The organism is Psychrobacter piechaudii, from assembly GCF_900162825.1.
Taxonomy (GTDB): Bacteria; Pseudomonadota; Gammaproteobacteria; order Pseudomonadales; family Moraxellaceae; genus Psychrobacter; species Psychrobacter piechaudii.
On record NZ_FUGE01000075.1, the window covers coordinates 1 to 26,764 of the forward strand.

The window sequence follows — 26,764 nt, forward strand, 5'->3', positions numbered from 1 at the left end:
CTTTTTTAAATTGTTTACGTGATTTAGCGTGTGTCTCATTGATAGCCTGTAAGGTCTGACTGTGTAATCCTAAATACTCGCCGCTACCTTTGGTGTACTCATTTAGATCATAAGCACTAAAAAACTTACCGGTACGTTTTAGATGCTCAAAGCAAAGTGCATTAACATAGTTCCACACGAAGTTTACCGAACCGCTTAGCTGATTCAGCTCTTTTATGTGTTTGTTTTTAATGCGTAGCTTGAATGTTTTCATATGCTTAGTATGGCAAGATTAATTTTAGCTTACAACCCTTTAACGACTTCTTACGACAGTGTGTGTTGCCTTATATCTACCCCCTGAAGTGGGTGGTTTTACGGCGACTGGTGATAAAAGGACAAGTTAAGAAGTAATGCTATAAGAAAAAAAATAGAGAGAGAAAGAAAAACAAGAAGAGAAATGAAGCTATGAAATAAGCTGGGTATGGGGATAACAGAAACTAAGAAGACTGCATCTTAATATTGGCATTACGCTTGCCAAATTTTTGGCCTTGAAGGATAGCCTGCATCACCTGAGCCTCTTTTTGACTATCAAAGCCAGAGACCTGACACTTGGTATCTCCATCGACTGTGGTAATGGTTAATAGCGTATCCACAACCTCGATTGTGTCATCGGCAGCCAAAGTAATATGCTGAGTTTTACCAAATTGATTGTGTACGAATTGACCTGGCTGTACTTTCAGTAGCCCTGAAGTAATATGGTTTTGGACCCCTTTTTGACGCTCACGCAGTCTGTTAAATACATAACTACCGATAATCAGTAGCCCTAACGCCCCTATAGCGAGGCGTTCAGGCAATAAACTCATGGCCATGGCCACGGCCAAAGCACCCGCCAATAGAGCCACTGCAAACCAAAACACGCCGTTTCCTTGACCGCCTGTTTTGCCTGACAAAGTTATGTTGGCACCCTTATCCGTAACCTGCAGCATAATTTGTTGTGTCCTATTGGCTGAGCGAATTATCGGCTAATACTTGTTTACCAGCCTAACGCGGTTTGTTGTAACTTCACTAAATCTGCAATGCCTTTTTCGGCCATCGCTAACATTTTATCCGCTTCAGCACGGGTAAAAGGTTTTTCTTCTGCTGTACCCTGAATCTCGATAAACTCGCCTTTTTGGGTCATCACCACATTCAAGTCGGTATCACAGCTTGAATCTTCTTCATAGTTTAAGTCTAGCAGAACTTCGCCGTTTTTCACTCCGACAGACACAGCCGCTACTAACCCCACTAAAGGATCTTCTTTCAGCTTTTTCTTCTGCTGTAACACTTCTAGCGCATCGATAAGTGCGATGGCTGCGCCAGTAATACTAGCAGTGCGAGTCCCCCCATCGGCTTGTAATACATCACAGTCCAAGTAAATGGTGTTTTCACCCAGCTTATTTAAATCTACCATAGCGCGTAAGCTACGACCAATCAAACGTTGAATTTCTTGGGTACGACCTGATTGCTTACCACGCGCAGCTTCACGCTGATTGCGGGTATTGGTAGCTCGAGGTAGCATGCCATATTCTGCAGTCACCCAGCCTTGACCTTTACCCTTTAACCAACGAGGCACGCCCGCTTCAACACTTGCCGTACACAACACCTTAGTGTCTCCAAAACAGACCAAAACTGACCCTTCGGCGTGTTTGGTGTAGTTACGTTCAAAAGTTACTGTACGCAGTTGATCCAGCTGGCGGTTATCTATACGCATCGCTAAGTTATATCCTTTGTCTTTGATTGGTAGGGTTTTTATTTAAAGTAGGGCTTTTACTAAACTAAACAAACTAATAGAGCTACTTTTAATAAAATTATTGCAGGGGTAATAAAGTTTTTTGCTTTATTGCCCCAAAAGTTGGGGCATCGTAACTTGATGACTAACCAATAGCAAGCGTTAGTCATCGCTACTCTTTACTCCAAACCTTCCATTTTACGCAGCTCTTTACGTAGGATTTTGCCCACGTTTGATTTTGGAAGATCATCGACGAACTGCACAATACGGGGACGCTTATAGCCGGTCAATTGCTTTTTACCAAAATCAAGCAACTCTTGTTCGGTCACATTCACACCAGGCTTTTTCACCACAAAGATCTTTGGATCTTCGCCGCGATTGTCGCTAGGGACACCAATAGCCCCCACTTCTAAAACGGCCGGATGCTGAGCCATGGCTTCTTCAATCTCGTTAGGATAAACGTTGAAACCAGAAACCAAAATCATGTCTTTTTTGCGGTCTACAATCTTGATAAAGCCTTTTTCATCTAAGATACCAATATCGCCTGTCTTAAAGTAACCGTTTTCAGTGAAAGCTTCTTTGGTGTCTTCAGGGCGATTTTGATAACCCACCATTACTTGAGGCCCTTTAACGCAAATCTCACCGCGCTCACCCACTGGCATCTCATTACCTTCATCATCAATTAAGATGATATCAGTGCCTGGTGCAGGTACCCCAATCTTGGCCGTAAATTCAGAGATATTCATTGGGTTAAAGCTCACCACAGGCGAGGTCTCAGATAAGCCATAGCCTTCTACAATAGGTAATCCTGTCAGCTCATGCCAAGCTTTGGCAACGCTTGGTAATACAGACATACCGCCCCCAATAGAGGCTTTTAGATTAGAGAAGTCTACATTCTTAAACTTCTCATTGTGAACCAAGCCATTAAATAAGGTATTTACTGAAGGAATATAGGCAGGCTTGTACTTATCAATCTCTTTTACCAAGCCATCTAAGTCACGTGGGTTAGGAATCAATAAGGCGGTACAGCCCTTATGCATAGAGTACATACCACATACCATAAATGAGAACACATGATACAGAGGCAGCGCAGCCAACAGTACTTCACCGCTGCTAGTATCGCCAAAAGCGGCTCGCATAACCGTGTCAATCTGTAGCATATTGGCAATAAGGTTACCATGAGTCAACATCGCGCCTTTCGCAACACCCGTAGTCCCTCCAGTATACTGTAGTAAAGCCACATAACTTTGGTCCAATGTGGGACGCTTATATTGATGGGCAGATACTGACTCTAAGGCTTTTTTGAAGCTAATGCTGTTTGGCAAAGAGTAACTGGGTACCATTTTTTTGACATGACGTACTACGGTATTGACCACTAAGCCTTTAACCAAGCCCAACATATCGCCCATGCTACAGACAACCACATGTTTTACAGCACCTTTGTCTTCTACTTTTTCAAAAGTTTTAGCAAAGTTTTCAATAATGAAAATGGCTTTGGCACCACTGTCTTTAAGTTGATGCTCAAGTTCACGACTGGTGTATAGAGGGTTGACGTTAACCAGAATCATGCCTGCACGCAGTACCCCTAGCGCCACTACCGGGTATTGCAACACGTTTGGCATCATCACCGCTACTTTATCACCCACTTTAAGCCCTAAAGATTGAAGGTAAGCTGCAATTTGACGGCTGCGGTTGTCTAGTTCACGGTAGGTTAAGCTGGCTCCCATACAGACGTAGGCGCCACGATTGCCATAACGAGCGAAGTTACGCTCGAACACTTCTAATAAAGAGGTGTCATCAGCAGGCTTTTCAATCGAAGAAGCTAAGCCATAACGCTCATAAGATTCTAGCCAAGGGCGATCACTAGGGATATCAGGATAAGTTGGAAAAGTACCATGAAGGTCACTTGGAGGGGTCTGAGTAGGGTTAGAAGCTGTTGTCATGTAATTACCTGTAGAATTATTTTAATGGAATAATAACTGCATTATTAAGCATGGCTCTTTATCAAGTAAGAGGTTTTAAAGTTATTTTTTAGTAAATAATGCATTGGTGATAGAGTTGTATATAGTTTTTTCTATAACTTTCAGTAAAGCAGGTGGCTATTTCATAGCCATAAAAAAACAAGCTTTCGCTTTTTTTAAACAAAAAAAGGATACGTCGATAAATGCTCGTATCCTTTTGAATTAATCCTTTTGAGTTTTTATTGTACTCGGTAACTAGGTAAACTTAAAGTAGCTTATTTTAACTGGATTTAAAGCAAAGCCTGTCTGTTGTGACTAACTTCTATAACCCTGCTTTGCTCTAAAACCAAACTATATACCCTCTAAACCCTATACAATCTAATAAACTCTATACAGTCTAAGCTTTATTCTTAGCGGCTTCCATTTCACGTAAATCCTTACGTAAAATCTTACCTACGTTTGATTTGGGCAACTCATCAACAAATTCAACAAAACGAGGACGTTTATAGCCGGTTAGGTTTTCTTTGGCATAATCTAGAACTTCTTGCTCAGTCAAGCTTGGGTCATTAGCCACGATAAAGATTTTCGGCACTTCCCCACTCTTGTCACTTTCAACCCCAATTACTCCACACTCTAAAATCTTGGGATGCTGTGACATTACGTCTTCTACTTCGTTTGGATAGACGTTGAAACCTGAGACGATAATCATGTCTTTTTTGCGGTCAACAATCTTGAAGTAACCCTCTTCGTCCATCACTCCGATATCACCGGTACGGAAGTAACCATCTGGGGTCATAACTTCAGCCGTTGCCTCTGGACGTTTCCAATAGCCTTTCATCACCTGAGGGCCGCGCACGCTAATCTCACCGCGTTCACCAATGGCAACTTCATTGCCTTCTTCATCTAGAATGGCCATATCTGTCGCTGGGAATGGCACCCCAATATTACCAGGGAACTCATCTAGGCCCATAGGGTTAGCTGAAGCAACCGGTGAGGTCTCTGATAAACCATAACCTTGAACAATAACGTTGCCAGTCCCTTCTTTCCACTTCCTAGCGGTGTCTGTTAGTACAGCCATACCCCCGCCCATAGACATCTCAAGCTTACTATGGTCTAGTGCTCGGAATTCTTCACTATTAATTAGCCCGTTAAACAAGGTGTTAACTGCTGGGAAGAAAGCAGGTGGATAATCTTTATAGGCTTTAAGCAAGCTTTTGCCATCACGTGGGTTGGGCACCAATGAGTTAATGCCTCCTGTGCGCAGCCCGTACATACAGCAAACCGTAAATGAGAAAATATGATATAGGGGTAAAGCAGTCATAATAACCGGCTGCTCATTCAATTCCTCATACTTGTCAAAAGCATCGCCAATATAAGTGTCGGCTTGAATCAGGTTAGCAATTAAATTGCCATGAGTTAGCATTGCCCCTTTAGCAACGCCTGTGGTACCCCCAGTATATTGCAGCACCGCCACATTTTCTAAACCAATATCGGTAGGACGTTTATATTTCTTTTTGGCCCCAACTTTCATCGCTTTTTTGAAGTTAACACTGCCTGGAATATTGTAAGCAGGTACCATTTTCTTCACATGGCGAACCACAGTGTTCACGATAAAGCCTTTTACCGGACTCATTAAGTCGCCCATAGACGCAACGACCACATGATCAACGGTCTTGCTAGCAATATCAGCATAAGTTTTTGCAAAGTTTTCTAGTAGAATAAGGGCCTTTGTATCTGAATCTTTTAGCTGATGCTCAAGCTCATGAGTGGTATAGAGAGGGTTGACGTTAACCAAAACGAAACCAGCGCGGATAACGCCTAGGATACAAACTGGAGATTGTAGAATATTGGGCATCATCACCGCCACTTTATCGCCTTTTTTTAGACCCAGTGACTGTAAGTAAGCGGCGATATTTTTGCTGTAGGTGTCTAAATCATCAAATGATAGCTCTTGATTCATACAGACAAAGGAGATTCTGCCTTTATGCTTAACAAAGCATTCTTCGAAGACTTCAATTAAAGAGGTGTTGGCTGGTGGCATTTCAATATCGTATTCCATGCCAAACTTTTCGTAAGTTTTTAACCAGGGTCTTTCATTGCGGCGAAATTGAGTGGTTTGATTGTCCATAATCTGTGAAACTCCTAAAATCCTACTTAAACTTTTTAATTCATTAGCATAATTTATTGTGTAATAACAATAAAATAGCCACTAGTGGTATTTTTGTATCTAAAATACACTATTTGACTTCTATATGACAACTAATATGTTAATAAAAATCAAAAATAGGCATGACTGACTAAATTAATTAACCTATTAAATCCAACGTCATCAGTTGACGCATAGAATTCATATTACCTTTTTAATTTAGCGGATATCCTATACGATACGCTAACTATATAGTGGATAGCGCACTGCTACTGCTATAATACCTCTATCTAACGATACTATAAAGACTGCTCTGTACTTTAAAACACCTTAAAACAACAACACCTTCTATTTTACAGATACCTAAAAACTTTTTTATATAAAACAAGGCAAAATTACTGATTATGTCTGATATTTCAAATATCCCACCCTCTTCAGCTGTTATTCCTAATGAAGCAATGGACACTCGCTCTGTAGCAGAATTCACAGAACAGGCTTATCTTAACTATGCCATGTACGTGATCATGGATAGAGCTTTGCCGCATATTGCCGATGGTTTAAAGCCGGTACAGCGCCGTATTATTTATGCCATGAGTGAGTTGGGACTGAAATCAACCACCAAGCCCAAAAAGTCGGCACGTACCGTCGGTGACGTCTTGGGTAAATACCACCCGCATGGTGATACCGCGTGTTATGAAGCCATGGTTTTGATGGCGCAACCTTTTAGTTATCGCTACCCTTTAATCACCGGTCAAGGTAACTGGGGTAGTCCCGATGACCCTAAGTCCTTTGCCGCCATGCGTTATACCGAAGCCAAAATGTCTGCTTATGCCAATACCTTACTGGCAGAGCTTGGACAAGGCACCGTCGACTGGCAAGATAACTTTGATGGTTCTATGCAAGAGCCGGTTACCCTGCCCGCTCGCTTACCCAATATCTTACTAAATGGCACCACAGGTATTGCTGTGGGTATGGCCACTGATATCCCTCCGCATAACTTAAATGAGGTGGTTCGAGCTGCCATTCGTCTGCTAAAAAATCCAGAACTATCGGTTAAGCAGCTGACGCAGTCATTGCCAGCTCCTGACTTACCGACAGCGGCCGAAATTATTACGCCTAAAAAAGATTTACAGGCAATTTACGAGTCAGGACGGGGCAGCTATAAAATGCGGGCGGTTTATCATGTTGATAAGCAAGAAAAGAACTTAGTCATCATTGATGCCTTACCGTATCAAGTTTCAGGCAACAAAATCCAAGAGCAGATTGCCAAACTTATGATAGAGAAGAAGCTGCCTTGGGTGGTGGATATCCATGATGAGTCGGATCATGAAAATGCTTGCCGCATCGTGCTAGAGCTGCGTTCTACTCGTGTTGATGTGGACCGAGTAATGAGCCATTTGTTTGCCAGCACTGATCTTGAAACCAGCTATCGTGTCAATATGAACATGATTGGCCTCAATGGCAAACCTCAAGTTAAGAACTTAAAAGAGATCTTAGAGGAGTGGCTGGTCAGCCGCCGTCAAGTGGTCACCCGTCGCCTATTGTTCCGCTTAGACAAAATCGATAAACGGTTGCACATCTTAGCCGGCTTACTGATTGCTTATCTACATATTGATGAAGTCATTCGCATTATTCGTGAAGAAGACGATCCTAAAATGGAGCTGATGAGCCGCTATGATTTAAGCGAAATTCAGGCCAATGCTATTTTAGACATTCGCCTGCGTCAGTTAGCCCGTCTTCAAGAGATTGAGCTTCGTACTGAGAAAGACGAGCTTGAGGCGGAGCGTGCTACTATCCAAGAGCTACTAGACAACCCTGAAAGCCTCACTAATCTGATAATTGAAGAATTAGAGGCGGATATGAAGGAGCATGGTAACCCTCGCATGTCGCCGGTAGTAGAGCGTAAAGAGGCCACAGCGCTTAAAGAGTCAGACTTGGTACCTAGCGAACCCATCACAGCTATTTTATCTAAAGCAGGATGGATTCGGGCTGCCAAAGGTCACGATGTCGATGCCACTGGCATGAGCTTTCGCTCAGGTGACAGCTATCAAGCCCATGTGCGCAGTAAATCTAATGAAAAAATCCATATCATGGACAATACTGGTCGCAGCTATAGCATTGATGCCCATACTCTAGCCTCTGCTCGAGGCCAAGGTGATCCATTAACCAGCGTGTTAAAGCCCGCAGCTGGCGCCAGTTTTGAGCAGCTTCTGGCTGGTGATGAACAACAACGTATTATATTGGCTAGCTCACACGGCTATGGCTTTATTAATACCTTAGGTAATTTAGAAACCAATCAAAAAGCGGGTAAAAACGTCATTAATTTCGATGAAGATGCCAAGCTTTTAAAAGTGACCTATATCGATGTTAAGTCCGATACCGCAGACGAAGATCAACGTGAGAAAGCGGCGCAAGACCAAATTGCCGTGGTGACTTCCGCAGGTTATTTATTGATATTTGCGATAGATGAGTTGCCAGAACAGCAACGCGGTAAGGGTAATAAACTGATTAATCTAAAATCAGGGGAAGAGGTTATCGCCGTTACAGCTCTGCATCATGAAGACAGCCTAACTGTCACTGCAGGTAAACGTCATGTGACCTTAAAGCCTATGGACTTGGCCAACTATACGGGTAAACGTGGCAACCGGGGCAGTCAACTTCCCCGTGGTTTCCAAAATGTGAATGATATTGAAGTGGCAGAGTAACTGTTTACTCTGCTGCTTACCCTAACTGGAAAATAGCATTGTTCCTTTTGTAACCTTTGAAGTGAGTACAGTAATGTTTTCGATGTCCTCTCATTTAAGACTATTGCCTTTGCGTAAACCTTTGCCAGGCCGTATGTTAATTATGTCTGCTTTAATGAGCTCAGTAGCTCTAAGTGGCTGCTCGTCTTCAAACAGTGAAACTCCTGGGGTAGAAACTGCCTCCATTGAGCAGATGAAAGAAGATATTTTAGGAGTACTGACTCCTGAAGCCTCCGTTGAATCCGAGATAGAACAGCCGGCCGAGCCTGTTAAACAGTTCAAACCCAATGTCAGTCAACAGTTTATTGGTGAAACTGAATCACAGCTACGTTTGGCCAAGGCTTTCCAAGAAGTCCCTTACAGCTTAGACGCTCTGCCTGAAAAAGCACAACAGGTAAATAGCGCTCAATGGACCCCTGATGCTATTTTAGATGAGAACTTAATTATCAAGATCCAAGGCTTACTTAATTACAACCATCACTCTGTGGGCGCTGTCGATGGCCGCTTCGGTGAGAATGTCATTAAAGCTTTGCAGGTATTTCAGGAAAGGAACGGACTTGAAGCTGATGGCCAGATGACCCCTGAGACTTGGGCCAAACTCACTGAAGACGAAACCGTTACCTCTCAGCCCATATTGGTTAATTATGACTTGACCAAGGAAGACGTGACTTTAATTTCGCATCCCAAAGGACAGCAATTCACCAGCGTCCTTGAAGCTGTGGCTGAGAAGTTCCATATGAGTCAAGGTCTGCTGTTAAGGCTGAATCCTGAGACCCCATTTGAGGAGGGGAGCACCATCTTAGTGTACAACCCTTATCAGCCGAATGAGCAAGAAGTGCATAGAGTGGTAGCGGTTAAAGCCAAAAATTTACTGTATGCCTACAATGATAAAGATGAGTTAGTAGCCAGCTATCCTACCACGATGGGAAGCGTGTATAAGCCTTCCCCAGAGGGGGAATATAAAGTCCTTAGTCGTATCAAAGATCCGACTTATAATAAGGATTTTAGTAATGAAAACAGTGTGTTACCACCCGGCCCAAATAACCCAGTAGGCCGAGTTTGGATTGGTATTAATAAACCCAGCTATGGGATTCACGGTTCACCCAATCCTGAAACAATCAGCCGTCAAAATTCCTCAGGTTGTGTGCGTCTAACCAACTGGGATGCGCTTGGGTTATATGGCACGATTGAGGAAGGGGCTAAAGTAGAGTTCTTGTAGCTTATCTCTGAAAGCTTCAGCTTCTATATTGGCGTTACTCTTATCAACGTAACGCCAATATAGGCACTACCAAGTCCTCTTCATCAGTCAAATGCTGTGACAAGAAATCAGTTCCGGTAATTAAATTAGCCTGTAAGCGGTCTGCCAAAGCCTTGTCCTCACTCTGCGCCTTTGCCAGCTCATCATTTAAGCTTTGCATCTCATCCAATAAGGCATTAAGTCTCACATGATCTCGTTCTAGTATCTCAAAGCCTGCCTTTAACTGCGGATATAAACTTACAAACTCTGGGAAGAACCCATGGTCTTCAACACTATGATGCTGATGTAGCTTCAGCACATAGATGCTAATACGCTGCAGAATTTGGGTCCGATAATTGTCCCAGTTTAAGGCGCCCATCAAATATTCTTCACTTAACTGACGCAAGATACGTTGGCGCTTACGAATATTGGTATGTACGTTTAACCAGCTTGAGGTTTTATAAGCATAGTCAGAGGAGTACCACTGATTGGCAGGCAGTCTCTCTAGTAAGAATAGCCAGTCTGATTGTAGCCGAGACTCAGGATGTCGAGGCGTTACGGTTGGCTTAGTACTATCCTCAGTACTAGCAAGCGTAGATTGGGTTTGGGGTGCCAACTGTGAGTTATTAATACCCATAACGTTCCTCTTTATCGTGGAAAAATAATATATTGTTAACAATTACAGCCGATAATTAATAAATAATTCTAAACTAAAATAAATCAATATTTAGTATTAATATAAGGATTTCTTTTTCTTAATCAACCCTCAAAGCAGTTATTAGCAGTCAACAGTGCGTATCCACTTTACAGCAATAGCTTTTATTGCTTTAATAACAAGTCCTCTATTCTTCTTAGCTTTATCCCTAGATACTTAGCACAAAAAAAGACCCTCATACTAGATGAAGGTCTTTTAGCAAAGTTTAACTTTTTTACGATTGAAGCTTAGCGGGCTGGGTAGAAGGTTTCTGCACCAGGACCCACAGGTAAGCCTAGAACAAAGACCCAGACACAGAATAAAACCGTCCAACCGAATAGGAATATCATCGAATAAGGCAACATCATCGCCATCAGCGTCCCGACTCCCGTGTCTTTTTTATAGCGCATAGCCACTGCTAAAATAAGACCAAAGTAGCTCATCATTGGAGTGATGATGTTAGTGGTTGAGTCACCAATACGATAAGCGGCTTGAATCATCTCAGGTGCATAACCGGTCAACATCAACATCGGTACAAAAATAGGGGCAGTAATGGCCCACTGAGCCGAAGCTGAACCCAACATTAAGTTAACAACCGCACAAATTAAGATAAAACCAACCAGTAGTAAAGGACCGGTTAGGCCAATATCATTTAAGAAAGTGGCCCCGGCTACGGCCATTACTGACCCTAAATTTGACCACTTAAAGAAGGCAGTAAATTGCGCGGCAAAAAAGACCAGTACAATATAAATGCTTAGCGACTTCATAGAATCGCTCATGGCATCGACCACATCTTGGTTATTCTTGATGCTACCGGTGATTTTACCGTAGATATAACCTGGTAGAGCGAAGAATACAAAGATAAAGACCACAATCCCATTTAAGAAAGGTGATCCTGAAACCAGTCCGGTTTCTGGGTGACGTAAAATACCATCTGCAGGAACGATGGTCCAGGCCAATAACCCACAGAAGATTAGCATGCTAATACCGGCCCAGATAAGCCCTTTTTTCTCAATGGCCGAGACTTTCTCAATCTGATTGTCTAACACAGAGGCATCCTCTGCATCATTGGGGTTATATTTCCCTAAGCTTGGCTCAACAATCTTTTCGGTGACAAAATAACCTAGACCACTAATTAGGAAAGTACTGGCTATCATAAAGTACCAGTTTGCTTCGGCACCCACCACATAAGCTGGGTCAATAATGCGAGCAGCCTCTTGAGTAATCCCCGATAATAATGGATCCACTGTGCCCAGTAGCAAGTTAGCACTATACCCCCCTGAAACCCCAGCGAAGGCGGCAGCCAATCCTGCCAATGGGTGGCGCCCTAAAGAGTGGAAAATCATCGCCGCTAAGGGAATCAACACCACATAACCCAGCTCAGAAGCGGTGTTAGACATAATACCCGCGAAAACAACGGTTAACGTCACCATCTTCTTCGGAGCATTCATCACAAGACTACGCATGGCCGCTGAAATCATGCCTGAATGTTCAGCAATACCCACACCCAATAACGCCACCAGAACGGTACCCAAAGGCACGAACCCAGTGAAGTTGGTTACTAAGTTTTCAATTATACGGGCCAGACCTTCTCCATTTAGTAGGTTGACCACATATATCATACCATCTGCAGAGCGATCAGCCGTGTCCGCGGGTCTAGGGTCAATAACGGAGACCCTAAAATAAGATAATATGGCCGATAAGATTAATAAAAACACCGACATCCAAACAAATAGAATGACTGGGTGAGGTAATAAGTTACCTAGCCACTCTACCCCTTTCAAAAATCGCTGCATGCGCGAGCTGTTAGCACTCGACTCAAAATTAGAGTTTGGTGAACCACTTCCTTGCATGGGTTGTTACTCCTATTCGAAAAAATCGGTAAAATTTACATAAAGGTTTGCCCATGTGACTTACAGTCACTCCAGGTATAAAAATGAAAAAATTAAAGCTTGAAACTTAAAATTTGAAAGCGGCGATTGAAACACATTTACCCATTGGAAACAAATACTTTCAGTTCACAAAAAAAAGTTTGCAGTAACAGCCCTTTATAAATAAAGGTTTGAGCCAAATAATCCCTTAAAACACGTGTTTTTATTAAAATCACTGTGGCTTAGACTTGATTTTTTTACTAAAAAAATATAGACATAGCTTTAAATAGGGCAGCCTGATTTGCTCAAATCAATAAAAAAAGCCCCTCATTAACATCATGAGGGGCTTTGAGCAGGTCATACGCTACCTATTATTAAAGGCTATGACCTTGAATATAACTTTAATTTAAACATAGCTTTAATCTGGGGTAGAGTTCATTTGGGACCAGATTTCTGAGAACCTTTGCTCTAGCTCAGTGCGCATCTGCTGGGTCAGCTTAGTGCATAAATGACGTAAGCCATGCACCGGTACACCAGCCACCTCGGTATAAGCATAATAGGGCTCCATTTTTCCCATTAAGGGCAATTGCTTTACCGTAACCTCCTGCCCTTCTCCATACTGCTCTAAAAATCGATCAAACGCTCGCCAGCCCATACATATAATATGCTTAGGCTTAATTTGCTCAATGTCGAGCTGGGTTAGTGCCTGATGTTCCTGTTGCATTTCAAGCGGTAATCCCGTCAACTGTGCTTGTAGCACTTGCTCCTTAGGAGCGGCAAAATAGGACACAAAGCTGGTCTCAGCACAGTGCTGTAAGCGGCTTATCTCCCCTTCACAAATCACCTCCACAATACGATTGGCATAACGACTGCCTCGCTCAACATCCTTGATGTACTTGCAAGGAACCGCTTCAAAATCTTTGACTACGGCTTGAGCCCGACGAGCCTCAATATCGCCCCAATCCTCTCGATTACTGTGGCCAGGATTAATGCTAACAAAAAGCATATCGGGACGTTTCACTTGTCCGGTAATAAAATGACCGGTATAGCAAAGCGGGTCATTGCCCAGTATCAGATTGGCCCGTGCTACAAACTCATTAATCCGTCGCTGTTTGTCTTCAAAATAATCACTCATTATAACTGGCTCTCCACTGCCCTAACCCCAACAGCTGCTCTTATATCTACCTTATCTAGGATGTGTTGTGGTTAATATAGGTTATCTGGCAGATTGTTTAAGCTTTAACCAATGCTATTTTTATAGATCCAGATCGCTCTCTCTACCATGCGCATGAATACGGCGCTGCTCTTGGCGCTGATAACGAAGGCCCGACCCTCTATACCATTGTGCTTGAGTTTGTTGTAGCAAATCACTCAAACTTTGCAGTTGGCCCTGCAAGGTCTGGGTTAACCAAAAATAGCCTTGCCATTCAAAAGGTAGAGTCTGCACACTAGGATAATCTGAAACCTTAATGCGGGTAATCGGACGAAATTCCTGATCACTAGGGCTACGCAGCACAGCCGCAATGTGGCGCATGCCTTGGGTTAATTCTCGGTGATAATGATCCACCAAAATACGATTTTCTTCATCAATAGGACTGTGTGCAAGCTTGGGGGCCGCACTCAATAGTAAGTCAATGGTACCAATGATATTACGATGAGTCCGCTGAATCATATCCAGATCTGAAGTGTCTATCCCAGACTCTTTGGCCGTAGCTTCGATATGACCTCTTACCCGCAATAAGCGCTTATTAATCTCCTTAAACTGCTCCACCATGTCTTTATTAACATAGGTGGCAGACGCAGTATTGGTCACGCCCTCAATCGCCGTTACGGTAGTGGCTCCTAAGTCCAGCTGTACATTTTGAGTATCTAGATTGGTAACTCCAACCGAGCTTGGGTGGTGTTTATTTAGCTCCTTATCTGCCGCCTCACTTTCTGTAACCTCCGCTTCAGCAAAACGCTGATCTAAGCTTGGATCTGAGATATAATCCTCTACCCCATCATACATATCAGCACAGGCATCTAGGTTCTTCGCTAATAAAAACCGCCACATTAAAGTCGACTTTAGGGGCACTATTAAGGTGGCCGCTACCGCAAATAAAGTGCCAATCAACACATTAAAAGCCCGTGCTACGCCATCAGGACCGATACTGTTATAGCTAGAGATGACCATACACATGGTGATCCCTGTTAACAGCCCAATATAGCCCAGCTGCTTAATGGAGTAATAGCCTATCACCCCGCTAATGACGCCCACCAGCACATAATATAACCAAGCTACCCCAAAATAGCCTTGGAGCTGGTGGTTGATCCATAATAGACCTAAGCCCACAGCAATACCCAGTAGAGTCCCTAACACCCGCTCTTTGGCTTTAGTATAAATGGCTCCTTGGTATTGCAGCAAACCCAAAATAACAAACACGGTAATGGTAGACCATTCTGAATGCGGAATTTGTGTGACTTGACTGAATATTAAAGAAGCAACGACCGCTGCCCCCAACCTAATTGAGTGCAATAAATCAGCATGCAAATAACGAGCATAGGGCTCTATCAGCGGTGCCATCAAGCGGTCTTTTAAGGATAATTTATTCATGGTCTAAAATTCTGGGTTATGGGCTCTACCTTTATATATGTGAAAAGCAGGCCTTCAGACTATTTATTTTGGGTAGGATTAAGCAAATACTCACAGTCTCGAATGTCATCGAAAAGAGCCCTATCAGTAGCGGTATGATTTTGCTTGATAACGCTAATATCTCCTGTGGTTTCCATGATTACAGCGAATATCTCAGATTTAGACTTGATTCCATTTTTTCGAAGTACTTGATGGAGGTCACTCTTTGATAAACTAGCCTGCTTTATATTATCCCAATAATAGTCCCCATGTGCCATCAATACCACAGGCTCGTTATCAATTAGGTTTTTTAGGGGCTTAACTTTACGACGTATCAACGACACCATGGCCTGCAATAGAAACAACATTACCATCGCCACCAGCCCTTGTAATAAAGAAGGAGACTTAGAGAGGACCGTTGAAGCTAAAATGCTACCAATACCTACTGTCATCGCAAAGTCGTGGCTCGATAGCTTAGAGAAGCTGCGTAGACCCATCAGACGGGTAAATAGTATCAAGCCAAAGTAGATACCTATGGCTGATAAGGCGATACCCCCTACTTGACTCCAGTCCATTGAAAACCATTTTGACCAATCCATAGTGCTCCTTTTGTTGTAGTTTGTGGGGTTAAGAATACGGTTTAATACAAATCCTAATAACACAGGCCCTAATAACATAAGCCTTGATAAAAACAAGGCGTAATATATAAATCTTTGCTACAACATAACAATAGCACACTGAATGTATAACAATAAGTCACCATATTGTTTTTCCCATCAGTTATTATAAATCATGCTTATTAATTGTAAGCATTACAACAAATCAAAAAAAATCAGAAATCAATTTTAATAGCTGGAATGATATTTCAGTTTTACAAGGAGTGTGTTATGTTTAGATGGGCCATTATATTTGCGGTAATCGCTTTAATAGCAAGTTTCCTAGGCTTCGGCGGTGTAGCAGGCTTGAGTCAAGACTTTGCTTACATTTTCTTAGTGATCGCAGTGATCCTATTCATTGTTAGCTTCATTTCACGCAGAACTTAAGATTTGACCAGATTTAAATCAGTTAACTGACGTTAAATCTAGGACTCTTAATAAGTTTTTTAAACTGCTATCAAGCAGTTTGATGAATTACAGAAATTATCGTCACTAGCTTAAACAAAAAAAACACCTCTGGGTGTTTTTTTGTTTTTATAGCTTTATTGAGGCGGCAACGCCAACTCTGAAGGTTGTCATTGACTTGGGTTATAGTTACTATCAAACCATAAAGCTAACATACAGAATATAAAGTTAATAAGCCATTCCCTTTATTTAAGGAGTCAGCCTATGATTTACGATGTTATTGGCGACATTCATGGTCATGCCGATAAATTAAAAGACCTACTCACCAAACTGGGCTACACTTTAACCCAGCATGACACTTTAGACTTGCATTATTATCGGCCCCCCGAAGGGCACCATGCCATTTTTATCGGGGACTTAATGGATCGTGGGCCACAGGAAGTTGAGTCTCTTGAAATCGTCTATGCCATGTTGGACGCTGGTGTCGCTGACGCAGTCATGGGCAACCATGAATATAATGCTTTGGCCTATGCTACTCTTGATGAAACCGCCATGCAGCACCAAGATTCTACCCAAAACCTGTATTTGCGCCGTCATAATGAGACCCATACCCGCCAGCACCAAGCCTTCTTAGATGAAGTGCCTTTTGGTTCTGAGACCCATAAGTACTGGCTTAGTAGATTTGCTGAGCTGCCATTATGGATTGAGACCGAACATGCCTGTTTTGTTCATGCCTGTTGGGACGTTGATAATATGGCGCTATTAAAACCCATGCTAACCGCTGACAATCGCCTCACAGCAGAAGCTTTGCAGCGCACAGGCCAGAAGCACTCTGCAGAGTATGATGCTTTAGAGCGGGTACTTAAGGGCGTGGAGATACCTTTGCCCGATGGAGTAAGCTTCACTGATAAAGATGGTGCTGTGCGCAGCCGTGTACGGGTAAAATGGTGGGAGGATCAGCTACAAGGAAAGCGGATTGTCGACATTGCTCGAGCCCCAGGTTCCGACTTGGCTCAACTCCCACAACAGGCACTGGTGAAAGACTTAGACTTTCGTTTAAAGACCAACAAACCGGTATTTATTGGTCATTATTGGCTTACAGGCACCCCTGCTCCGCTAAGCGATCAAGTGGTGTGTACTGACTATTCAGCGGCCGGCACCGGCTATTTAACCGCCTACCGCTTTGATACCAACCACCCTTATCCTCTATCCCCAAAAAACTTTGTGCAATATACTGACTGATAAAAGTCTTTTTATTAAGCCAAAAGTTTTGTATGATGAATGTTTTTTGCAAGGAAACTCAAGCCATGGCAAATGCCACAACCAAATTGCAAGAAGCCCCTCTTGGGCCAATTAAATCTCCAGCTGGCGCGCCAAAAGTAGGGATTATCATGGGCTCACAATCGGATTGGGCCACCATGAGTTTGGGCGTACAATTATTGGCAGACTTTGGTGTGCCCTTTGAATGCGAAGTGGTTTCAGCGCACCGTACTCCTGATAAACTATTTGATTATGCCAAGTCTGCTAAAAACAAAGGCTTACAAGTCATCATCGCTGGTGCGGGTGGTGCCGCTCACCTGCCTGGTATGTGTGCCAGTCAAACTGAGCTACCCGTCTTAGGGGTGCCCGTTAAATCCTCGACCCTAAGTGGCTGGGACAGCCTACTGTCTATTGTACAAATGCCCAAAGGCATTGCTGTAGGCACTTTAGCCATTGGCACAGCGGGGGCTTATAACGCAGCTTTATTGGCCATTCAGATCTTAGCCCTACAAGATGAAGCTCTAGCCAAACAACTAGCAGAGTTCCGTCAAAACCAAACTGAGACTGTCTTAGCTAGCCCGACACCTGGCGTAATCAATAGCTAATTTTGCTATACTTGAGTGATTAGTAGTTTTTTAACAAATTGGTGCTATTAGCACCTTTTTGTTTTTACAATCCTCTTTTATCTGCTTTGTATTGACCCATTACGTTATATTTACTTTATTATTTTTTTATCCCCTTTAACTGTATTAAGAGCCGAATATGACCACAGCTAATGCTTATCCTGTAGCCCAAACCATCCGCACTATTGGTATCCTTGGTGGCGGTCAACTCGGTATGATGCTGGCCGCTGCCGCCTTACCGTTAGGTTATCGTTGTGTTTTTTTGGAAGATGCGCCAAATTGTCCTGCGTCTTTGTATGGCCAAGTATTCAGTAGTGAACAGCTTGAAGACTTTATTGCTGCAGCAGATGTCTTTACTTTAGAGTTTGAAAACACCCCAGCAGAGACCGTAGCCCGCTTAAAACAGCTGTCTGAGTCGGGTAAGAAACAAGGCATGTTCCCACCTCCGCAAGCTCTGGAGGTGGCTCAAGACCGCTTAAGTGAAAAAAGCTTGTTTAATGAGCTTGATATTAAAACCGTTCCGTTTATGAGCGTTAGCTCAAAAGCAGAGCTTAAAGCTGCCAGTGATCAGCTTGGATTGCCTTTGGTATTAAAAACCAGCCGAGGCGGCTACGATGGCAAAGGTCAGTTTGTGGTTAAAACTGAAGCTGATATCACAGAAGCTTGGAAAATATTGGGTGATGCAGTAAGTGGTAAGGGCAATCTAACCTCTACCCCAGCTCCGTTGATTGCTGAAGGGTTTATTAACTTTAGCCGTGAAGTATCTATCATTGCCACCCGTGCTCAAGATGGGTCAATCCGTACTTATGACTTGGTCGAAAACAATCATCATACCGGTATTTTAGCCACCTCTCACGCTCCCGCTGTGGGCACCAGTCATTTGTTACCTGAAGCAAAAAAAGCCATTGAAACTTTAATGACCCATTTGGATTATGTGGGAACTATGGCGCTTGAGCTGTTTGTGAGTAAAGATGAGAACGGCAAAGACGTTATTCTAGCCAATGAGATTGCGCCTCGTGTGCATAACTCAGGACATTGGAGCATTGAGGGCGCGGTTACCAGTCAGTTTGAGAACCACGTACGTGCTGTGGTCGGATTACCCCTTGGTGATACCGATAACGTTTACCCTTCAGTGATGGTTAACGTATTGGGCGAGTATCCAAATCTAGCTGATGTATTGGCCATTGATGGCGCTCACTATCATACTTACCACAAAGAAGAGCGTCCCGATCGTAAGATTGCCCACATTACCCTGATGCCAAATGATGTGGCTAAGCTTGAAGGCGCATTGGAGCAGTTAATAGCTATTCTACCCAACAAAATGGGTCTTTAGTAATGAGTAATACCTCAAATAGCGGTATGACCATCTGGATTGATGCCGATGCTTGCCCTTTGGTGGTGAAAGACCTGATCACCAAAACCGTGATACGCACCAATACCCCGGCTATTTTTGTGGCCAATCAGCCCATCAAAGTGCGTAAGTCACCGCTTATCACCATGAAAGTGGTCGGCTCAGGTTTTGATGTCGCCGATGACTACATTGCTGATAATGTCGCTCCTGGTGATCTAGTAATTACCAGTGACATTCCTCTGGCCAATGATGTGCTCGATAATGGCGGGCAGGTGCTCACCCCACACGGCCTTATCTATGACAAAAACAATATCAAGCAAAAACTAAATGCCCGCGACTTTATGGATACTATGCGCTCAACAGGAGTGCTTGATTTAACTCAAATGGGCGGTCAAAAGCCCTACTCTGATAAAGATAAAAAGCAGTTTGCTGATGGGTTAAATAAATTAGTGCGCTAAGCTTTTAGCGCACTAATTTTTTCAATACGGCTAATTTTACCTTACTGGCTCTGAATTTATTTGTTGAGTCGCCTATCTTTGCTTAATGTTGCTTAATATCTCTTAACACCTACCTCATTCCCCATTGTTAGCCAGTTCCTATTATTGATACTGATTGTCGGCTATCGACTTGCAAAGCCTATACACTCTGCAACCAATCTCTAGTGTGTTGTCTACAACCTCTCACCCAATAACATCGCTATTATTGATACCCTAGCTATTGTGAATTAATGCTGACGTACACGGCATCCAATTAGCTATATAGAGCTAAAGAATTAAAAACAACTAGAAACAATAATAGAAAAGTATTTATGAATATTTTAGTCATTGGCGCCAGTGGTCGAGTGGGCTCTGAATTGGTACAACAACTTTTAGAAAAAGGCCATAAAGTAACCGGCACTTCACGAGATGATAACGTTTATTCGAGAATGAAAATTACACTCATCTGAAATTAGATCTAACTGCCGACAAAGAAGATATTGCCAAACAAATAGCGGGTAACTTTGATGCCGTCTATTTCATAGCAGGCTCAGGAGGCAAAGCGGTATTAGAAGTGGATTTACATGGCGCAGTTAAGACCATGCAAGCCGCTCAAATTAAGGGTCTGACATGCTATATCATGCTGAGCACGGTATTCTTGTTAGACACTAGCAAGTGGACTCTGCCAGGTATCAATGAGTTAAAAGACTACTATCTCTCTAAGCATTATGCTGACCAATATTTGGTTAAGAACAGTACTTTGAATTACACTATTGTTCAAGCCAGTGCGTTAAAAGAACGCGAATCCACAGGCAAAATTACCATTAATGCAGACTCCGAAGGTGAAAATGCCATTAAAGATGTGGCTGCTACTTTGGTGGCAGTATTGACAGCAGAAAATACCTTTAAAAAAGTACTTAGCATTCAAAATGGTGACACTGACATTACTGAGGCTGTAGCAAATATCGGCTAATGGCTTAGGCCCGACCAATACCAAAGCCAATAACTTCATCAATGCTTTTAGCCCCTGTGACAACCATTAGCAGTCTGTCTATGCCCAAGGCAATCCCACTACACGCTGGCAGATGATCACAGGCGGCTAACAGATGCTCATCAATGGGCATTATAGGTAGGCCGCGTTGAGCTCGCTCTTCATTGTCCGCTTCAAATCGGGCTTGTAGCGCAGCTCCATCTGCCAGCTCATCATAAGCATTGGCAATCTCAATGCCATTGATATACAGCTCAAAGCGCTTGGCAACGTCGTTGCCTGTTTTATCCTTTTCTACTTTAGCCAAAGCAGCGGTCGCAGGCGGGTAGTCCGTAATCAGTGTCGGCGACTGAAACCCGAGGTTAGGTTCAACCAAGTGGCTGAATAACACATCTAGCCAACCCTGACGGTCTTCGCCCAAATCTAAGCCAGCGAAGCCATGCTCAGCTGCTACCTCTATCAATGACTCAAGGTTTGCTGTCAGCGGATTAAGCCCAACATAATCCATAAACGCTTGGCTGTAACTATATTCAACCAAAGTTTGTGGCTGTCCATAAACTGCGGCCAATAAATCTGACAGTTCAGCAGCCAGTGCTTTAAGGTCAAAACTAGGGCGATACCACTCAAGCATGGTAAATTCGCTATTGTGACGACTGCCAACTTCATTATCTCGAAATACCGAACAAATTTGATAAATTGCTACTTTCCAACTCGCCAGCATTCGCTTCATTGCGAATTCAGGAGAGGTATGTAGATAATGGGTTTGTGGCTTATCTTTTACTGTGACATTGGTCGATATCGATGGCACAAAGACATCGGTATTGCCCGCCTGAGACATCAACGGGGTCTGCACTTCAAGTACTTCACGTTCTGCGAAGAACTGACGAATTTGCGCCATAAGTTGAGCCCGCTTAACCGCCATTTCTAAGCTCATTGAAGGCGCATAGCTTTGATAGTCCTGGTTTTCAGTAGTAGAGGAATTAGACATGGCTTACTCTTAATGTACTTATATTAAATAAGGCCCAATTAAGGGCCCCGTTTGAAAATCTATTGAGTCAGGGAAGACTTTAAAAGACGAGCATAAAACTGTTAACGCTCAAACAGCCACTCACGGCGCAGCGCATAATTTTTACGCAGACCATCAAACTTTTCAGCTAGTACGGCTTGAGCTTCATTATCAACACTTTCTCCTAACAAAGCATCATCGGCTTTAATATCATAAAATTTAGCCAGCTGCTCTGGCGCCTGTTTTAACTGCTGCCAGCGATACGGATTCTCTGGTAACAGCTCATCCATCAAATATACAGCCTCTACGGCTACATCTCCTAACCCTTGAGGACCAAAGACAGTTAAAAACTCATCAAAAATTATTTGAGTGCCACGCAGTTTGCCTTCAAGCGTGTATCCAGCAATATGTGGGGTGGCAATGGCTAACTGATTGAGAAGCTCAGCGGAAACAACCGGCTCATGCTCAAATACATCCAGCACCACTTGGCGCTGAGGGTTTCTCTCAAAATCGCTCAGTAAATCTGCTTCGCTAATCACTGGCCCACGCGCTGAATTTATCAATATCGTGGTATTAGCTATTTTTGCCAATGCTTGCTTATCTATCAAATGATAGGTCGAATAATCGCTATCTGTAGCTCGAGTTAGGGGCACATGCAGGCTAATCACATCGCTTTCACTCAATACTTGCTCAAAGCTGGCATTATTAATATCTGACGCTGGTAATAAAGGATCATAGCCGAGAACCTGCCAACCTAGGTCTGCTGCATAGCCCGCTAAAGTACTACCTATATTGCCTAGGCCAATAATACCCAGTTTGATAGGAACAGTTTGACTGTCAGTAATATCAGAGTTATTACCGCCCCAATACTGCGGACGCAGATTAAAAATAGCGGTCAACACATACTGCGCTACCGAATGCTTACTGCAACCTGCGGCATTTGAAAAGTAAATACCTCGCTCACGTAGATAATCTTGATCAACATGATCAGTACCAATAGTGGCAGAGCCCACATATTTTACGCTGTCGTTATCTTTTAAAAGCTCAGCATTAATCGGAGTAACTGAGCGGATTAATAAGGCATCCGGTTGGTACTCGGCGATCATTGTGGCATCAATATCACGTCCTGCTACGGCAATGACGTTAATCGGCTGCTGCAAAATGTGTTCATTAAAATAATCGTGTAGATGGGCAATATTACTATCCGCAAGTATAGTGAGCATGATAGATACTAATCCTTATCTGAATGAGGGGGCGATTTTTGCTCGGTCGCCTCGTCTGACTGCGTCTCGCTGCTCTCTGGCAGGTGTGGTTTTTTATTGCTTATGTGTTCGCTACAGTTATCATTACTGATTGAATCCACTTTATCTGCCCCATGCAGCGCTGAATCAGCAAACGGATACTTGCTAAACGAAACCACCTCTGGAGATATTTCAAAGGACATGGGACGGTCTGCAGGCTTCCACTGATGTTGGTTTAGCTTGGTATAGTAGGGTGCAAAAATAACATTGCGATGTTGATTAATCCACTCACGCCATACAGCTAAGGCAATGGCTAATACCACAGGTCCAATAAATAAGCCCACAAAGCCAAAGGCCGTTAAACCGCCCAATACCCCAATAAAGATAATGATAAAGGGAATTTTGGTAGCACCAGAGATGACAATGGGACGGATAAGGTTGTCAACCCAACTAATCACCAACATCCCCCACAGTGCCAAACCAATAGCTTCAGCGGTGTGCCCTTGAGTCAATAGCCAAATAGACACACCCATCCAAGCAAAAGGGGTACCAAAGGGAATTAGCGCCACAACGAAGGTCATCAAGGTCAATAAGATAGGACTAGGCGCCCCTGCGACGTAATAACCAATACCTGCCAATATGGCTTGGGCCAATGCGGTTAAACCAATCCCGTAAACCACTGCCTGAGTGGTTGAGCCTACCGAATCAATATAATCATCAATACGGTTGCCAATAATATTTCGCAGCGCCTGACGAATTTGCTTCATCAAACTAATACCATCGCGGTAAAAGAAAAAGATGGTCATCAAAGCCATACCCATCTTGGCCATGGTACTAAAGGCAACGTCTAGAGCGACTTTTCCATAATACAAATGTGACTGCAACCAAGCCCGAAAAGCACTAAGAGAAGCCTCTGGGTCTTTGTTAATCTGCCACAAGATATCTTTAACTTGCTGTCCTATTACTGGTATATTCTTAATTTCTTCAGGCAAATCAACGTAGCCTACTTTGATTCTGTACAGTAAATTACTGTATAAGTTGACCGCCTCTTGTTGCAGCACAAAAAGACCAAGCACAATAGGCACCCCAAGCATCAGCGATATGCTGATAGTCATGATACCGGCACTGATATTGGGGCTAAGTTTAACTTTTTGATGAAAGAAATTATAAACAGGAAAGGTCACGTAGGCCAAAATAGCAGCCCATAGAGCGGGTACAATAAAAAACTGCACCACTCTAAAGCAAAGAATGAATAGTATCACCAATAAAGTAGCTGTCAGCACTCGCTGTGTGACCCGCTCCCGTGTCCAATTTTCAATCATAACAAGCGCATATCCAAGTAACGTAATATGAAATCTAGAGAAGTCCAAGCTACTCTATTATGCGACAAGACTTTAATAATAAGTAATGTTAACTTGTAACTTTTACTTACAATATTTATGCCAATCGCTCCCTCGATAAGACAGACTTTGCCAGATTATTATCAGCCCTTCTTAATCTCTGATTGATTCGAGATCTGGGAAGTTTAGACAGATGAGTTACTGCTTTTATAATTGCTAAAAAAGAGCATAACGCAAAAACGTTATGCCCTTAATTTTAGTTGCCCAATAGGCGATAGCTCAGAAATGAGTTCAGGAATAAACCCTCTAAACTAGATCTGTAACTCACCGACATCGGCCACAGTTAAGAATAACTCGCGTACTTGCTTTAACAAGGCTAAGCGGTTTGCTTTTAAGGCTTCATCTTCACTATTTACCATGACATTGTCGAAGAAACCTGTCAAAGGTGCCTCTAGGGTAGCCAGCGACTGCAAGATTTGATTGTATTTAGCTTCAGCCTGCAAAGGAGCCACTTCTGTCTTGGCGACAGTTAACGCTTGATACAAGGTTTTCTCAGCTTCTTCAGCCAATACCGACTCATTAACTGACTGCCCCACTTCACCCTCTGATTTAGCTAAGATATTGGCAACACGCTTGTTAATCTCTGCCAAAGTTGCGGCTTGTGGCAAGTTATGGAATTCATTCACCGCCTGTAGACGCTGGTCGAAATCTAGAGGCTGGTTCGGATTGATAGCCAATACCGCTTGAATACTATCGACACTGATACCTTGCTCAGTATACATGGCACGATAGCGTGAGTTGATAAATGCCATAACTTGAGTCAAAGTTTTTTGGTCATCTGCAAGCTTACCTTGATAGTTCTCAACCGCTTGTTCGATTAGCTCTTTTAAGTTAATAGGCAGCTTTTTCTCAATTAAGATACGCAGTACCCCAATGGCTGAGCGACGTAGACTGAATGGGTCTTTTGATCCTGTTGGGGCTTGATCAATACCAAAGATTCCTACTAAAGTATCTAGACGATCGGCTAAGGCCAAACAAATACCAATGGGGGTTTTTGGCAACACATCACCGCTAAACTTAGGCAAGTACTGCTCTTCAATCGCCGCAGCTATGGTCTCAGGCTCGCCATTTAAGCGCGCATAATAAGTTCCAGCAATACCTTGAAGCTCTGGGAACTCGCCCACTAAAGTACTGGTTAAGTCTGCTTTTGACAGCAGGGCGGCTCGTTTGGTTTGCTCAACATCAATGTCTGAGTAGCCGTCAATACTTTGCTCTTTGAAGGTGGTCGCAATAATTGCAGCCAGCTTAGCAATACGCTCAGATTTTTCCCAAATGGTGCCCAGCTTATCTTGGAATACCAGATTTTTTAGGTTTTCTGACATTTCGATAAGTGGCTGCTTTTGGTCTTGTAAGAAGAAGAACTCCGCATCGGCCAAACGAGGACGCACTACCTTTTCGTTACCACTGACCACTTGGCTGGGATCTTTTGACTCAATATTACTAATAAAGATAAAGTAAGGCTGTAGCTTGCCTTCTTTATCGGTCAAACAGAAGTACTTTTGATCCGCCTGCATGGTGCTAATCAAAGCCTCTTGTGGCACTTGTAAAAAGCGCTCTTCAAAGCTTGCGCGTAAAGCCACTGGCAGATCAACCAATGCCGTCACTTCATCTAGTAAATCTTGAGGCACAATGGCTTCAGCATTTACTTCAGCAGACAGCTTTTTAACCCCTTCAACGATTAACTGTTGGCGACGGTCAAAGTCAACGATAACCTTATTCGCTTCAAGGATGCTTTCATAATCCTTGGCATGCGCTATCACGATAGGCTGTGGTGAGTGATAACGGTGACCTAAAGTCTGGTTGCCTGCCTGTAGACCTTGAATAGAAGCTTCAATAACTTGGTCATCTTGCATTAGTACCAACCATTTTACAGGACGTACGAACTCTTCACGGCTGGCACCTGAGCGCATACGCTTAGCAATAGGTAAATTATCTAAAGCATTTTGGAAAATATTAGGCAACAGTTCAGTGGTTTCTTGACCTTGAACAGTCAATTCATAGCCGATGTAGTCGCCTTTATCGGTTTCAATGGTCATCAGCTCGCTGACATCAACCCCCAAGCCTTTGGCGAAACCTTCAGCAGCACGCGTAGGTTTACCTTCGGCATCGTAAGCCGCCTTCACTGCAGGACCGCGCTTTTGCTCTACACGATCGGGCTGCTTATCACTGATTCCCTCAATCAATAGGGACAAGCGACGAGGGGCCGCCATAACCTTTAAGTGGTCATAGCTGATATTAGCGTCTTGTAATTGAGTTTCAACGCTCGCTTGTAATGAATCACGTAAAGGCTTTAGGCTTTTTGGTGGCAGCTCTTCACTACCTAGTTCAAATAAAATTGTACTCATGA

Annotated in this window: 22 protein-coding genes and 1 pseudogene; 9 read left to right on the top strand and 14 right to left on the bottom strand. The window is 43.2% G+C overall.

Features of this window, described 5'->3' with window-relative positions; all coding sequences use genetic code 11:
- The 5 genes and pseudogenes from A1019T_RS02905 to A1019T_RS02925 form a co-directional block, all read right to left on the bottom strand.
- A pseudogene (locus A1019T_RS02905) lies at window positions 1-253 on the bottom strand (RNA-guided endonuclease InsQ/TnpB family protein); the annotation flags it as partial.
- Between the two features lie 223 nt (window positions 254-476).
- Entirely contained in the window at window positions 477-965 is a 489-nt protein-coding gene (locus tag A1019T_RS02910) for a hypothetical protein (RefSeq protein ID WP_077450345.1), read from the bottom strand.
- Between the two features lie 47 nt (window positions 966-1,012).
- The gene (rph, locus tag A1019T_RS02915) at window positions 1,013-1,729 is read right to left on the bottom strand and encodes a ribonuclease PH (RefSeq protein ID WP_077450346.1); all 717 of its coding nucleotides are present in this window, start codon (window positions 1,727-1,729) and stop codon (window positions 1,013-1,015) included.
- A gap of 197 nt (window positions 1,730-1,926) precedes the next feature.
- Window positions 1,927-3,690, bottom strand: a complete 1,764-nt coding sequence (locus A1019T_RS02920; RefSeq protein WP_077450347.1) for an AMP-binding protein — start codon at window positions 3,688-3,690, stop codon at window positions 1,927-1,929.
- A 415-nt stretch (window positions 3,691-4,105) separates the two neighbouring features.
- Window positions 4,106-5,836 (bottom strand): AMP-binding protein, encoded by a 1,731-nt coding sequence (locus A1019T_RS02925; protein WP_077450348.1) that lies wholly within the window; start codon window positions 5,834-5,836, stop codon window positions 4,106-4,108.
- 422 nt (window positions 5,837-6,258) lie between these two features.
- Here A1019T_RS02925 and parC point away from each other — a divergent pair, with 422 nt between their 5' ends.
- Window positions 6,259-8,559, top strand: a complete 2,301-nt coding sequence (gene parC / locus A1019T_RS02930; protein ID WP_077450349.1) for a DNA topoisomerase IV subunit A — start codon at window positions 6,259-6,261, stop codon at window positions 8,557-8,559.
- Window positions 8,560-8,632: 73 nt separating this feature from the next.
- A complete protein-coding gene (locus tag A1019T_RS02935) occupies window positions 8,633-9,817 on the top strand; it encodes a L,D-transpeptidase family protein (protein WP_244156513.1) in 1,185 nt (394 codons plus the stop codon).
- A gap of 43 nt (window positions 9,818-9,860) precedes the next feature.
- Here the strand turns inward: A1019T_RS02935 and A1019T_RS02940 are convergent, their stop codons facing one another.
- From A1019T_RS02940 to A1019T_RS02960, 5 genes are all read right to left on the bottom strand, one after another.
- The gene (locus tag A1019T_RS02940) at window positions 9,861-10,472 is read right to left on the bottom strand and encodes a hemerythrin domain-containing protein (RefSeq protein WP_077450350.1); all 612 of its coding nucleotides are present in this window, start codon (window positions 10,470-10,472) and stop codon (window positions 9,861-9,863) included.
- A 305-nt stretch (window positions 10,473-10,777) separates the two neighbouring features.
- Window positions 10,778-12,382 (bottom strand): AbgT family transporter, encoded by a 1,605-nt coding sequence (locus tag A1019T_RS02945; RefSeq protein ID WP_077450351.1) that lies wholly within the window; start codon window positions 12,380-12,382, stop codon window positions 10,778-10,780.
- 436 nt (window positions 12,383-12,818) lie between these two features.
- Window positions 12,819-13,535: a hypothetical protein gene (locus A1019T_RS02950; protein ID WP_077450352.1), complete on the bottom strand. Its 717-nt coding sequence runs from the start codon at window positions 13,533-13,535 to the stop codon at window positions 12,819-12,821.
- 120 nt (window positions 13,536-13,655) lie between these two features.
- Complete coding sequence (locus A1019T_RS02955; protein ID WP_077450353.1) at window positions 13,656-14,993, bottom strand: FUSC family protein; 1,338 nt, start codon at window positions 14,991-14,993, stop codon at window positions 13,656-13,658.
- Between the two features lie 59 nt (window positions 14,994-15,052).
- On the bottom strand, window positions 15,053-15,610 hold the full coding sequence (locus A1019T_RS02960) for a DUF421 domain-containing protein (protein WP_077450354.1): 558 nt from the start codon (window positions 15,608-15,610) through the stop codon (window positions 15,053-15,055).
- Between the two features lie 288 nt (window positions 15,611-15,898).
- On the opposite strand from A1019T_RS02960, the gene A1019T_RS02965 reads away from it, so the two are divergent.
- The 7 genes from A1019T_RS02965 (at window position 15,899) to A1019T_RS02990 (ending at window position 20,755) form a co-directional block, all read left to right on the top strand.
- Window positions 15,899-16,054: a DUF1328 domain-containing protein gene (locus A1019T_RS02965; RefSeq protein WP_077450355.1), complete on the top strand. Its 156-nt coding sequence runs from the start codon at window positions 15,899-15,901 to the stop codon at window positions 16,052-16,054.
- Between the two features lie 282 nt (window positions 16,055-16,336).
- The gene (locus A1019T_RS02970; protein ID WP_077450356.1) at window positions 16,337-17,314 is read left to right on the top strand and encodes a metallophosphoesterase; all 978 of its coding nucleotides are present in this window, start codon (window positions 16,337-16,339) and stop codon (window positions 17,312-17,314) included.
- Window positions 17,315-17,379: 65 nt separating this feature from the next.
- Window positions 17,380-17,937 (top strand): 5-(carboxyamino)imidazole ribonucleotide mutase, encoded by a 558-nt coding sequence (gene purE / locus A1019T_RS02975; protein WP_077450357.1) that lies wholly within the window; start codon window positions 17,380-17,382, stop codon window positions 17,935-17,937.
- A gap of 157 nt (window positions 17,938-18,094) precedes the next feature.
- The gene (locus A1019T_RS02980) at window positions 18,095-19,288 is read left to right on the top strand and encodes a 5-(carboxyamino)imidazole ribonucleotide synthase (protein WP_077450358.1); all 1,194 of its coding nucleotides are present in this window, start codon (window positions 18,095-18,097) and stop codon (window positions 19,286-19,288) included.
- 26 nt (window positions 19,289-19,314) lie between these two features.
- Window positions 19,315-19,764, top strand: a complete 450-nt coding sequence (locus A1019T_RS02985) for a YaiI/YqxD family protein (protein WP_077450375.1) — start codon at window positions 19,315-19,317, stop codon at window positions 19,762-19,764.
- Window positions 19,765-20,114: 350 nt separating this feature from the next.
- Window positions 20,115-20,252: an NAD-dependent epimerase/dehydratase family protein gene (locus tag A1019T_RS13555; RefSeq protein ID WP_244156514.1), complete on the top strand. Its 138-nt coding sequence runs from the start codon at window positions 20,115-20,117 to the stop codon at window positions 20,250-20,252.
- A gap of 29 nt (window positions 20,253-20,281) precedes the next feature.
- A complete protein-coding gene (locus A1019T_RS02990; protein WP_244156516.1) occupies window positions 20,282-20,755 on the top strand; it encodes an NAD(P)H-binding protein in 474 nt (157 codons plus the stop codon).
- 4 nt (window positions 20,756-20,759) lie between these two features.
- On the opposite strand, the gene epmA is transcribed toward A1019T_RS02990, so the two are convergent.
- The 4 genes from epmA to glyS form a co-directional block, all read right to left on the bottom strand.
- A complete protein-coding gene (epmA, locus tag A1019T_RS02995) occupies window positions 20,760-21,758 on the bottom strand; it encodes an EF-P lysine aminoacylase EpmA (protein ID WP_077450359.1) in 999 nt (332 codons plus the stop codon).
- Window positions 21,759-21,859: 101 nt separating this feature from the next.
- Window positions 21,860-22,999: a 4-phosphoerythronate dehydrogenase gene (locus tag A1019T_RS03000; protein WP_077450360.1), complete on the bottom strand. Its 1,140-nt coding sequence runs from the start codon at window positions 22,997-22,999 to the stop codon at window positions 21,860-21,862.
- 8 nt (window positions 23,000-23,007) lie between these two features.
- Window positions 23,008-24,339 (bottom strand): AI-2E family transporter, encoded by a 1,332-nt coding sequence (locus A1019T_RS03005; protein WP_077450361.1) that lies wholly within the window; start codon window positions 24,337-24,339, stop codon window positions 23,008-23,010.
- Between the two features lie 329 nt (window positions 24,340-24,668).
- Entirely contained in the window at window positions 24,669-26,762 is a 2,094-nt protein-coding gene (gene glyS, locus A1019T_RS03010; RefSeq protein WP_077450362.1) for a glycine--tRNA ligase subunit beta, read from the bottom strand.
- Window positions 26,763-26,764: the final 2 nt, after the last annotated feature.

What these genes read in the sequence shown, in the direction of transcription:
- A1019T_RS02950 (WP_077450352.1), bottom strand. Translation starts at nt 13,535, where the DNA reads ATGAGTGATTATTTTGAAGACAAACAGCGACGGATTAATGAGTTTGTA.
- A1019T_RS02965 (WP_077450355.1), top strand. Translation starts at nt 15,899, where the DNA reads ATGTTTAGATGGGCCATTATATTTGCGGTAATCGCTTTAATAGCAAGT.
- A1019T_RS02935 (WP_244156513.1), top strand. Translation starts at nt 8,633, where the DNA reads ATGTTTTCGATGTCCTCTCATTTAAGACTATTGCCTTTGCGTAAACCT.
- A1019T_RS02940 (WP_077450350.1), bottom strand. Translation starts at nt 10,472, where the DNA reads ATGGGTATTAATAACTCACAGTTGGCACCCCAAACCCAATCTACGCTT.
- A1019T_RS02970 (WP_077450356.1), top strand. Translation starts at nt 16,337, where the DNA reads ATGATTTACGATGTTATTGGCGACATTCATGGTCATGCCGATAAATTA.
- glyS (WP_077450362.1), bottom strand. Translation starts at nt 26,762, where the DNA reads ATGAGTACAATTTTATTTGAACTAGGTAGTGAAGAGCTGCCACCAAAA.
- parC (WP_077450349.1), top strand. Translation starts at nt 6,259, where the DNA reads ATGTCTGATATTTCAAATATCCCACCCTCTTCAGCTGTTATTCCTAAT.
- A1019T_RS02980 (WP_077450358.1), top strand. Translation starts at nt 18,095, where the DNA reads ATGACCACAGCTAATGCTTATCCTGTAGCCCAAACCATCCGCACTATT.
- A1019T_RS02920 (WP_077450347.1), bottom strand. Translation starts at nt 3,690, where the DNA reads ATGACAACAGCTTCTAACCCTACTCAGACCCCTCCAAGTGACCTTCAT.
- A1019T_RS03000 (WP_077450360.1), bottom strand. Translation starts at nt 22,999, where the DNA reads ATGCTCACTATACTTGCGGATAGTAATATTGCCCATCTACACGATTAT.
- A1019T_RS13555 (WP_244156514.1), top strand. Translation starts at nt 20,115, where the DNA reads ATGAATATTTTAGTCATTGGCGCCAGTGGTCGAGTGGGCTCTGAATTG.
- epmA (WP_077450359.1), bottom strand. Translation starts at nt 21,758, where the DNA reads ATGTCTAATTCCTCTACTACTGAAAACCAGGACTATCAAAGCTATGCG.
- A1019T_RS02960 (WP_077450354.1), bottom strand. Translation starts at nt 15,610, where the DNA reads ATGGATTGGTCAAAATGGTTTTCAATGGACTGGAGTCAAGTAGGGGGT.
- A1019T_RS02955 (WP_077450353.1), bottom strand. Translation starts at nt 14,993, where the DNA reads ATGAATAAATTATCCTTAAAAGACCGCTTGATGGCACCGCTGATAGAG.
- A1019T_RS03005 (WP_077450361.1), bottom strand. Translation starts at nt 24,339, where the DNA reads ATGATTGAAAATTGGACACGGGAGCGGGTCACACAGCGAGTGCTGACA.
- A1019T_RS02945 (WP_077450351.1), bottom strand. Translation starts at nt 12,382, where the DNA reads ATGCAAGGAAGTGGTTCACCAAACTCTAATTTTGAGTCGAGTGCTAAC.
- purE (WP_077450357.1), top strand. Translation starts at nt 17,380, where the DNA reads ATGGCAAATGCCACAACCAAATTGCAAGAAGCCCCTCTTGGGCCAATT.
- rph (WP_077450346.1), bottom strand. Translation starts at nt 1,729, where the DNA reads ATGCGTATAGATAACCGCCAGCTGGATCAACTGCGTACAGTAACTTTT.
- A1019T_RS02910 (WP_077450345.1), bottom strand. Translation starts at nt 965, where the DNA reads ATGCTGCAGGTTACGGATAAGGGTGCCAACATAACTTTGTCAGGCAAA.
- A1019T_RS02985 (WP_077450375.1), top strand. Translation starts at nt 19,315, where the DNA reads ATGACCATCTGGATTGATGCCGATGCTTGCCCTTTGGTGGTGAAAGAC.
- A1019T_RS02925 (WP_077450348.1), bottom strand. Translation starts at nt 5,836, where the DNA reads ATGGACAATCAAACCACTCAATTTCGCCGCAATGAAAGACCCTGGTTA.